The sequence below is a fragment of the Vibrio sp. DNB22_10_4 genome (assembly GCF_052879755.1).
This window is the reverse complement of sequence record NZ_JBNNXW010000001.1, coordinates 70,617-79,692: the sequence shown is the minus strand read 5'-3', so window position 1 is coordinate 79,692 and position 9,076 is coordinate 70,617. Positions and strand designations below refer to the sequence as shown.

The 9,076-nt window shown below is 47.5% G+C and carries 9 protein-coding genes; 2 read left to right on the top strand and 7 right to left on the bottom strand.

Going from position 1 to position 9,076, the window contains the following annotated elements; genetic code table 11:
• Positions 1-16: 16 nt before the first annotated feature.
• The 7 genes from ACVA6Q_RS00350 to ACVA6Q_RS00320 all read right to left on the bottom strand — a co-directional run bounded on the left by ACVA6Q_RS00350 (position 17) and on the right by ACVA6Q_RS00320 (position 7,213).
• On the bottom strand, positions 17-1,099 hold the full coding sequence (locus ACVA6Q_RS00350) for a YjhT family mutarotase (RefSeq protein ID WP_446646066.1): 1,083 nt from the start codon (positions 1,097-1,099) through the stop codon (positions 17-19).
• 12 nt (positions 1,100-1,111) lie between these two features.
• A complete protein-coding gene (locus ACVA6Q_RS00345; RefSeq protein ID WP_446646065.1) occupies positions 1,112-2,263 on the bottom strand; it encodes an N-acetylneuraminate epimerase in 1,152 nt (383 codons plus the stop codon).
• Positions 2,264-2,431: 168 nt separating this feature from the next.
• Entirely contained in the window at positions 2,432-3,265 is an 834-nt protein-coding gene (locus ACVA6Q_RS00340; protein WP_446646064.1) for a MurR/RpiR family transcriptional regulator, read from the bottom strand.
• Positions 3,266-3,421: 156 nt separating this feature from the next.
• Entirely contained in the window at positions 3,422-4,312 is an 891-nt protein-coding gene (locus ACVA6Q_RS00335) for a dihydrodipicolinate synthase family protein (protein ID WP_446646063.1), read from the bottom strand.
• A 54-nt stretch (positions 4,313-4,366) separates the two neighbouring features.
• On the bottom strand, positions 4,367-5,650 hold the full coding sequence (gene siaM, locus ACVA6Q_RS00330; RefSeq protein ID WP_042500360.1) for a sialic acid TRAP transporter large permease SiaM: 1,284 nt from the start codon (positions 5,648-5,650) through the stop codon (positions 4,367-4,369).
• A 9-nt stretch (positions 5,651-5,659) separates the two neighbouring features.
• Positions 5,660-6,169 (bottom strand): TRAP transporter small permease, encoded by a 510-nt coding sequence (locus ACVA6Q_RS00325; protein ID WP_042500613.1) that lies wholly within the window; start codon positions 6,167-6,169, stop codon positions 5,660-5,662.
• A 78-nt stretch (positions 6,170-6,247) separates the two neighbouring features.
• Positions 6,248-7,213, bottom strand: a complete 966-nt coding sequence (locus tag ACVA6Q_RS00320) for a sialic acid TRAP transporter substrate-binding protein SiaP (protein ID WP_446646062.1) — start codon at positions 7,211-7,213, stop codon at positions 6,248-6,250.
• A 249-nt stretch (positions 7,214-7,462) separates the two neighbouring features.
• On the opposite strand from ACVA6Q_RS00320, the gene ACVA6Q_RS00315 reads away from it, so the two are divergent.
• Positions 7,463-8,179, top strand: coding sequence for an N-acetylmannosamine-6-phosphate 2-epimerase (locus ACVA6Q_RS00315; protein ID WP_446646061.1), 717 nt, complete (start codon positions 7,463-7,465; stop codon positions 8,177-8,179).
• The gene (locus ACVA6Q_RS00310) at positions 8,160-9,047 is read left to right on the top strand and encodes an N-acetylmannosamine kinase (RefSeq protein ID WP_446646060.1); all 888 of its coding nucleotides are present in this window, start codon (positions 8,160-8,162) and stop codon (positions 9,045-9,047) included. The genes ACVA6Q_RS00315 and ACVA6Q_RS00310 overlap by 20 nt, the downstream gene beginning before the upstream one ends.
• Positions 9,048-9,076: the final 29 nt, after the last annotated feature.

Sequence of the window (9,076 nt, the reverse complement as noted above, 5' to 3'; positions counted from 1 at the left end):
TATTAGGATTTTAGGTTTAACACACCGAGCTTTCGCGGCTGGTATCGGAGATGGCCAAGCAGCGGTCACTAGCGCAGCCGCTGGCTAGCTCTCCGCCAATCACTATCAAGCTGTCGTCAACCATGATACTGACGCCGTAAGCGCACCCTTCTGGCATTTTTGCCGCTTCTTTCCATCCATCATCGCTATCCAGCTGCCATATGCTCTCACTGTAATGCTTAGTGAGCCCCTGATGGCTGTAGTTTTGACCTTGAGCGAAATTGGATTGGCTACCAATAAAATATGCGCCCCCTACTAGTGTGATCGTGTCGTTGATGAGGCCGGAATAAGCTCCAGCGATACCTTCGTGACCATCATATTGGTCGACTATCCGTGGTAGAGCCTGCGTGGATAGCTTTTGTCCTCCTTGGAAGTGATAACCTGTGGTCTTAAGGCTTCTCAGCCCTGGCTTGATTTCGCCTTCGATCAAAATAAACTGATGCTTGTGTTTGACCAGACTCGCCCCACAAGTTGCACCGTTGGGGTTATCGCCATAGAGGTGCCAATTCGGATTGGCGATATCAAATTGCCAAATGTCTTGGTTCCAGCCATAGCGGTCAATAGGCTGAGACATGAACGCTTCCAAAGTGCGCTGCTTCTCTGTGGCTCCTGTACAACTGGCGAGCTCGGCAAATAGGCGATCGAATACTTCTTTGCAATACCCGCCAAAGAACAGCAAGTTATTCTCATCAACAAAGTCAGCACTAGCGCCCAGTAATCCTACGGGGAGCCTAGTGTCGATTTTCTGCCAAGTTTCGGTTTTTAATGAAAATACATAGCCATCCATAAGTACGGTAAGTGGATCCTCTGGGTTGAGTTTTCCAGCACCGGAGAAAATGTACATCTCACGGCCATTGGATGCACAAACCGCATCATTCCTCGCGACACCAGGAAAAGAGGGAGCAGGCTTCCAGCAAAGCGGCTGCTTATCGACATCCAAATAAAAAAAGCGCGTCCCTGCACTGCCAAGGCCAGCGTAGAGGCGGCGGCCAAGCAGTCCTCCAACACCGTTTTTTATTGGGACAGGAAATGAAGGTAAATGAGAAAGTTGAATCGCCATACTTAAGGCTCCCTAGTCTTGAATATCGACACTCTTTCCGTTCCAGCTCAGCAGATATACCTTATTGCTCGCGGAGCGATCTGTCTGTTCTCCCCCTGCTATCAACACACCAGACTTAGTGGTAAACGACGCACCGTAAGCTAAGCCAGTGGGTAGGTTATTTGCTTGTTGCCACAAATTATCGACAAGTACATAGATCTCAGGGTTAAAGGCTTTGCTAAATCCATTGTGTGCAAATAGCTTCCCTTGCTCGAAGGCCTTTGTCGCCCCATGGAAGTTTGCTCCGCCGGCAACGATCATCGCACCATTGCTCATGCCACTATAGGCACCGGCTACCCCTTCCTGACGGGTTGAATCGCTCGGTGCTGGAAGTGCATAAAGGCTTGTCCAAGGCTGTGGTTTACCATATTGGTATTGCTTCACCTCTGCCGTTCTCAAACCAGGTTTGATTTCTCCGCTGATTAAGGTGGCGATAGCATTGTTGGCAACGAGTGCAGAGCCGCAATTTGGAATGTAAGGGTTGGTGCCCTCAGTCTTCCATGTGTTGGTACTTGGCGAATAACTAATGACAAGATCGTTCCAGTTGTAATCGCGAGGTGCCATGCCCATGTATCGATCGACAATGGACTGCCATTTGTCAGGCTGTGCTTTTTTATCGGTAGTATTAATGTCCGAGAGGTACTGATCAAAAAATCGCTTGTTGTAACCACCAAAGAAAATCACCTGATTGCCATTAGGCGAGTATGAAGCAGCGCCGAGCAGACCAACAGGGCTTTGAGTCTCTACCATACTCCAACGGTCTGAAAGGGAATCAAACTGGTAAACTGTATCAAAAAGGACAGGAGATAGGGCATCAGGGCTGGTTTTTCCTGCTCCGCCGAATACGTAGATCTTCGAGCCGATGACGGTCGCTGTCGCGCCATTTCGAGCCGGACCGATAAAGTCGCTAAGTTGTTGCCAACCTAGTTCAGGTTTAGTGGTATCTAGCATGTAAAATGCCTGTCCTGAGGAGCCTAGCCCTGCATACAGCTTGTTACCAATCTGCGCACTCACGCCACTTTTTATGCCTTGTGGTAGATCTGGCCATGCATCTTTGGCTGTTGCCACTGCTGAAACAAGCAAAGTCGAAAGTCCCACCAAAGTGACCATTTTCCTAATGTTCATATTTCTTCCTTTATCGAAGGTACTACTTGGTTAAAAAGTAACCTCATTATCGATCTTTGGAGATAATATTCTTTGATCTTCGTTGCAATAAAAATAATTTTTATTATATTTTGAGTGGGTAATAAAAAAGCCCATCAAAAGATGAGCTTGTTGATAGGAAACTGGCCTTTATGACATGAGTGGAACGACCACCTCAGCGGTCTCCATGACCGACTCGCTGTATTCAGGATACTCCTCAAGCAAAGAGTTGATTAACACATCAACCAATAGTAATGCCCCGACTTTGGAAGCAAAAGCGCCGCCTGTTAACGGCCCTTCTGGTCTCGCTGCAACGAGCATCTCTGTAGAAATAGCAGACAGTGGACTGTGGTTAATGTTGGTCAAAGCAACAACCGGCACGTTTTGGTTGAATGCCTGTCTAGCGGCATGAACCACCTCTTTGGTTGAGCCTGAACTGGATACCGAGAACCAAAGATCCCCCTCGCTAAAGCGACGCGCATTCATCGCGGCGAGGTGCGTATCTTCATACATAATGGCTTTTTTGCCGATTCGGATAAGCCGATAGGCAAGGTAGCGACCCACAATACTGGATGCGCCCACACCGACACAGCCGATAAACGAGGCATCATGAACCAGCGCGCAAATTCTATCGAGCGATTTACGGTCAATGAGCTTAGCAGTGTCTTGAAGGCTATCAATGGCGCTGCTAGCAGAGATGTCACAGATATCGCCTTCGTGATCCGATTTTGGCTTACTGCCACTTTGGCTCAAATCGACAGCAAGCGCCATACGAAAATCGGAATAGCCTTTATAGCCCATGTCTCGACATAATCGGACGACCGTAGCTTCACTGGTTTGGGTGTTCCGAGCAAGATCAGTAATAGTCTGAAATTGCACATCTTGAGCATTGTCCAAGATGTAATCGGCAACCTGCCTTAATTTTTTGCTGAGTGGTTCCATATTGGATCTCAAACGAACCAGCAAATTGCTTGGTGAGCCCACGGCATCCCCTTATCTTTTGTGTCGTAACTAGAAAGTATCAGACTCCCGAATAGTTTTACACTGACATTTGTGTTGTTCTCGGGAAATCTCAAAAATTCGCTTGTCGCTGTTTCAAAGTCGTTGGCAAAGCGGCGCCAACGACTGAGATCAAGACGATTAAACGAAGTTGATGTCGCGCATTTTCGCGACGACATCGGCTTTTTGTGCTGATGTTAGCGCTCGGATCGGTGTTCTCGGATCGCCAGCGTCAATGCCATGTATCTCCATCGCGGCTTTGCCAGCTGCGACTCCACCATATTCCACAAGAATTCGAATGATGGCGATAACTTTGTCCATCAGTGAAGTAACCTGCGCTTGGTCTCCTCGTTTAAAGGCCTCAATAATAGCAAGGTATAACGGGGCTGCGTAGTTGTATGTGCTGCCCACCGCACCGATGGCACCTACAGCAAGACCTGCAGGCAAGAATTCATCCACACCAAATGGCAAGTCAAACTTGCCATCAGCAACGCGCAAACAGCGTTGATACTCGTAGAGATCCGCATTGTTGAACTTAGCACCAGACAGGTTTGGGATCCGTTCGTTCCCTTTAATTAAGAATTGCTCCAGGTCGAGGCTGACCCCAGACATACCCGAATGGTAATAGTAAAAGCCTTTCGATGGCGCAGCACTCGCGATTGAGGCGCAATAGTCAACAAGGTCATCAACGGAACCTGGTTTGAAAAAACAAGGACCAATCGCCGATGTGGCAAGAATGTCGAGTGTTTCGGCGTGTTCTGTAAGGGAAATTGAATCGACGATACTGAGGGCGCCAGTGTGGATGATCAAATCCAGTTTTCCATCAGCTGCCTGTACCCAGCGCTCAGCAATGGCTTTGCGTTCTTCTACAGAGCAGTGAATGCCTTCACCTGTAGTGCCACAGACATAGGCTCCCGTTACGCCTTGCTCAATAAGTAGCGCAGCAATCTGATCGATGGCACTAAAGTTAACTTGATTGTTGCGGTCAAAGGGGGTGTGCGGTGCGGCAATGAGGCCGGTTAACTTATTCATTTTTAACATCCTATAGTAAGTTCGTTCTGAGCCAAATAATGGCTCAGAACTTAATTATTTCCCGTAGCCGAGGAATAGTTCTGGTAAGAACAAGGTGAACTGAGGGAACACAGCAACGAGTGCAAGTACAATAAACAGCGGCACTAATAGAGGAATAACACCACGAGTCAAAACATGGAATGGAATGTCACCAACTCGAGATACAACGTAGAGTGCCATGCCCATTGGCGGCGTTAGAATGCCAATCATTAGGTTTAGAATCGCCATGACACCAAAGTGCACAGGGTCGATGCCTACCGCGCCGGCAACAGGAACCAAGAATGGAACCAGAAGTAATAGCAGTGCGAGTGACTCAATAAAGGTGCCAAGGAACAACAGCAGCAAGTTGATAAGAAGCAGTAGCACCAGTGGGTTATCGCTAATGGTTAGGAAATAGTCAGCCAGCATTTGAGGAAGCTGCTCACGAGCCACGATCCACCCAAAGACGGTGACACCCATCACCATGAGCGCGACAACGGCCGTGGTGTTCACGGTTTCTTTTAGAATGTCGATGAAACCAACAAAGGTCAGTTGCTTGTAAACCACAGTACCAAGAAATAGCGCATATAGTGATGAAACAACAGCCGCTTCCGTTGGTGTGAATTTGCCAGAAAAGATGCCGCCGATGATGATGACTGGCGTCATTAATGATAAAAACGCTTCTTTAAAGGACTTAAATTGGTCTTTGCGTGTGGCTTTTGGCAGCGTCATGTAGCCGCGTTTTTTACAAATAAAATAGCTCATGACCATGAGTGCGCCGCAGCATAGAATGCCTGGTACCGCACCCGCTAAGAAGAGCGCGCCAATCGAAGTGTTTGATACGACCCCGTAGATCACCAGTGGCACCGAAGGAGGAACCAATGGCCCAATAATACAAGAGGCTGCGGTTAAACCACCGGCGAAGTCGTCGTGGTATTTGGCGTCACGCATCGATTTGATTTCAAGTTGGCCAAGCCCACCTGCGTCGGCCAGTGCAGAGCCAGACATGCCTGAGAAAAGTAGGCTAGCCATGATATTTACGTGGCCTAGGCTACCCGTAACATGACCCACCATCGATTTCGCGAAGTTGAAAATACGCTCAGTGATACCAGCGCTATTCATCAAATGTCCGGTAAGCACGAAAAAGGGTACCGCGAGCAAGGTGAAATTGTCGATTCCGCCAAGCATTTGCTGGGCGGCAAAGTTGATGCCTGTGCTGTTGGTGAGGATTAAGAACAATAAGGCTACAAAAATAAGTGAGAAGCCAACGGGCATGCCTGCAAACAGTAATGCGAGCCAGCCAAAAATAGAACCTGCCATGAGAACTCCTTACCTCTCAGCAACTTGTGAAGAACTAGGCGTGTCTGCCTTACTTGCTTGTTTAAACTCGATGCCAATGGCGATGAGTTTCTCGATTTGTCGAATGACCATGAATACACCGCCTAGTGGTAGGCTGTAGTTCATCCATGCACTGGATACACCCAATGTAATGAGCTCGAAGAAAGCGGTTCGCTGAACGTGCTGGTATCCAAGGTAAATGATCGCGAAAATTGAGACTAATACCGCCAACTCGAGTGCGATGACGAGAGAGTAACGAAGGGTTTGCGGCAGCTTGTCTGAGAAAAAGGTGATGTTAACGTGCGTGCCTCTTTTGATTGCGATGGCGCAGCCAATGAGAGACATGTACATAAATAAGACTCGCGCGAGCTCCTCACTCCACAGTGATGGGTCATTGAGCAACCAGCGTGTTCCGATTTGCCAAGTCAAGACAACAAGCAGTGCTGCCATGAGAGGAACCGTGATAATTTCTTCAATATTTTTAAATAGTTTGCTTATCATTTTCTGCTCCAAGGCTGGCCAATGTGGCCAGCCAAGATGTCAATTTCAATTCTTTACTTCACGAATTGATAGCTGCCTTTACATCGCTGCTAGCTTTTTAACGATAGGCTCACCAATTTTCGCCTCGAACTCTGAGTACAATGGCTGCATTGCTTCGCGGAAAGGCGCAAGTTCAGGGTAAGTTACGGTGACACCTTCAGCCTCAAAGAAAGAGATGAGCTCCGCTTCTTGTTTTTTCACCGATGCGGTATGCGCTTCACCCGCTTTCAAAACGGCGTCTTGAACAATTTTTCTCTCTGACTCAGAGAGTTTTTTCCATGTAGAGTCTGAGATGATCACCATCTGATCGTTGACGATATGATTGGTGATCGCGAGGTTGTCTTGAACCTCATAGAACTTCATGGTTTTGATGGTTGGTAATGGGTTCTCTTGGCCGTCTACAGCGTTAGTTTGCAGGGCTAAGTAAACCTCTGAAAACGCCATTGGAGTTGGCGAAGCACCAGACAATTTAGCGTAGTTGAGGTTAGGCTTCGCGTTAGGAACACGAAGTTTGAGTCCTTTGAAATCTTCAATAGAATTGAGTGGACGGTTTGATGTGGTTTCTCGAGTACCGTTGTACCAAGTATCGAGTGCACGCCAGTTGAACTTAGTCAGCATTTCTTCTCGCACACCCTGACCGAACTCGGAATCAAACATGCGGCGTAGATGCTCGTAATCTTTAGCAACATACGGCAGTGTCACCGCTTCCGCTCGTGGTATCCACAAGCCCATTCGGCCAAATTCTGCATAAGTGATGTCCAGATCACCTAAAGTTAGCTGTTGTAACATGGCACGATCGTCACCGAGCTGCGCGCTAGGATACAGAGCAATCTTGATCTCGCCTTTACTCATCTCTTCCACTGTATCAGCCAGTAGTTTCGCGGAGGTGTATTCCACAGAGCCAACAGACGCTTGCATCCCCATTTTTAGTGTTGTAGCCGCTTGTACTGATAATGCACACCCTACTGTCAGCATAGCGATAGTGATTTTGTTTATGGCTTTCATAATGTTCCCTTTTGTCCATTCGTTTTATGAGATCTAACCACTTCAAAAAAAAATTTTATTTTGTTTGAAAAAAATCTTCGTTATGGATTATTATGGTCGTGAAGATTATTTTCAAATCAACTTTTCATAAACTGTGATCGCGGACAAAATTTAACCAAGTCTAGTTATTGATGGATGACTTTATGTAGATTTTGACTGGATATGTTATGCCGGTATCCGTAGATTTTATTGAAGGACGAGAGGCTCGATGTGAGAGATAAAAGTCTAAAAATCAGAGAATTAAAAGAGCAGTTACGAGGACAAACAGTGGTGTCTATCCAACCTGTTGTCGGCAGTCCATTGGAAAATACAGAGTTTATTGTGGCCATGGCACTGGCGGCGCAAACTGCTGGTGCTAAAGCGCTTCGCATTGAGGGTATCGCGAACGTAGCCGCCGTCGCAGAGAAGGTCACTATACCAATTATTGGCATAGTGAAACGTGACCTTATTGACAGTCCGGTCAGAATTACGCCGTACATAAAAGATGTGGAGCAGCTTGAGATAGCAGGCGCATCCATCATTGCGTTTGACGCGACAGATAGGGTTCGTCCAGAGACTCGTGAGGCTATCGCTGATGCGATCAAAGACTCAGAATGTTTTGCAATGGCCGATTGTTCATGTTTTCAAGATGGACGCTGGGCGGCTGAGTATGGGGTCGACATTATTGGTTCGACGCTCTCAGGTTATGTAGGAGAAGTTGAACCGACGGAACCCGATCTGCTGCTTGTTCGACAGTTTGCAGACGCAGGTTTCTTTACAATGGCTGAAGGTCGGTATAACACGCCCGAACTTGCTGCTAAAGCCATCGCGAATGGGGCAACCGCAGTGACAGTCGGGTCTGCACTCACAAGGTTGGAAGTCGTTACTCAATGGTTCAATACGGCAACTCGCGCAGAGGTGAAGCAAAATGAGCACGTTAGCTATTGATATTGGTGGCACCAAAGTCGCTTTGGGCTTGGTCGAAAACGGAAAGCTCATTGAGCGAACTCAAATAGCAACGCCATCGACGGTTGATGTACGGGAGTTTGCCAATCATATCCTTTCTCCATGCTCTACGTGGCTAGAAAAAGCTCTGAACATTGGAATATCGACAACAGGCTGGGTAACCCCTGAAGGGATAACATCCATTAACCCAGACACATTACCATTTCCGCAGCCGTTTGCACTTCATCGCGAAGTTGAACGTATTAGTCAAAAGCCGGTGGCTATGCTCAATGATGCCCAAGCAGCGGCCTGTTTCGAGTTTAAATCACATGCAAACCTTGTCAAAAACATGGCGTATGTGACGGTTTCAACGGGTGTCGGTGGAGGCATCATCATTGATGGTAAGCTGCATAAAGGCTCAAGTTGGCTAGCGGGTCATATTGGTCATACCGTAATAGATATCAACGGTCCCAGTTGTGGTTGTGGGCAAAATGGCTGTGTTGAGGCTATTGCCTCAGGTACGGCCATCAACAAAGTCGCCCGAGCAACCATCAACCCGATTATTTCCAATATCGAACTGTTTGAGCTTGCCCGTTATGACGCGAGCGCAATGGCTATAATAAAGCGAAGCGCACATGCGATAGCGGTACTGTGTGCAAATTTAAAGGCAACCTACGATCTCGATCTTGTCGTATTGGGCGGTGGGGTAGGATTGGCGAGCCACTATATGGAACTTGTCGACGAGTATATACAGCAAAAGCCCGCGGCATTTAGAGTTCCAATCACCAAAGCATCCGGGGATTATGATGCTTGTTTACGTGGGGCAGCAGAACAGTTTTCTTTACCGCTGGATGCTAACACTCAGCACTGATTGATGATTATTTTAGGGATGACACAAGG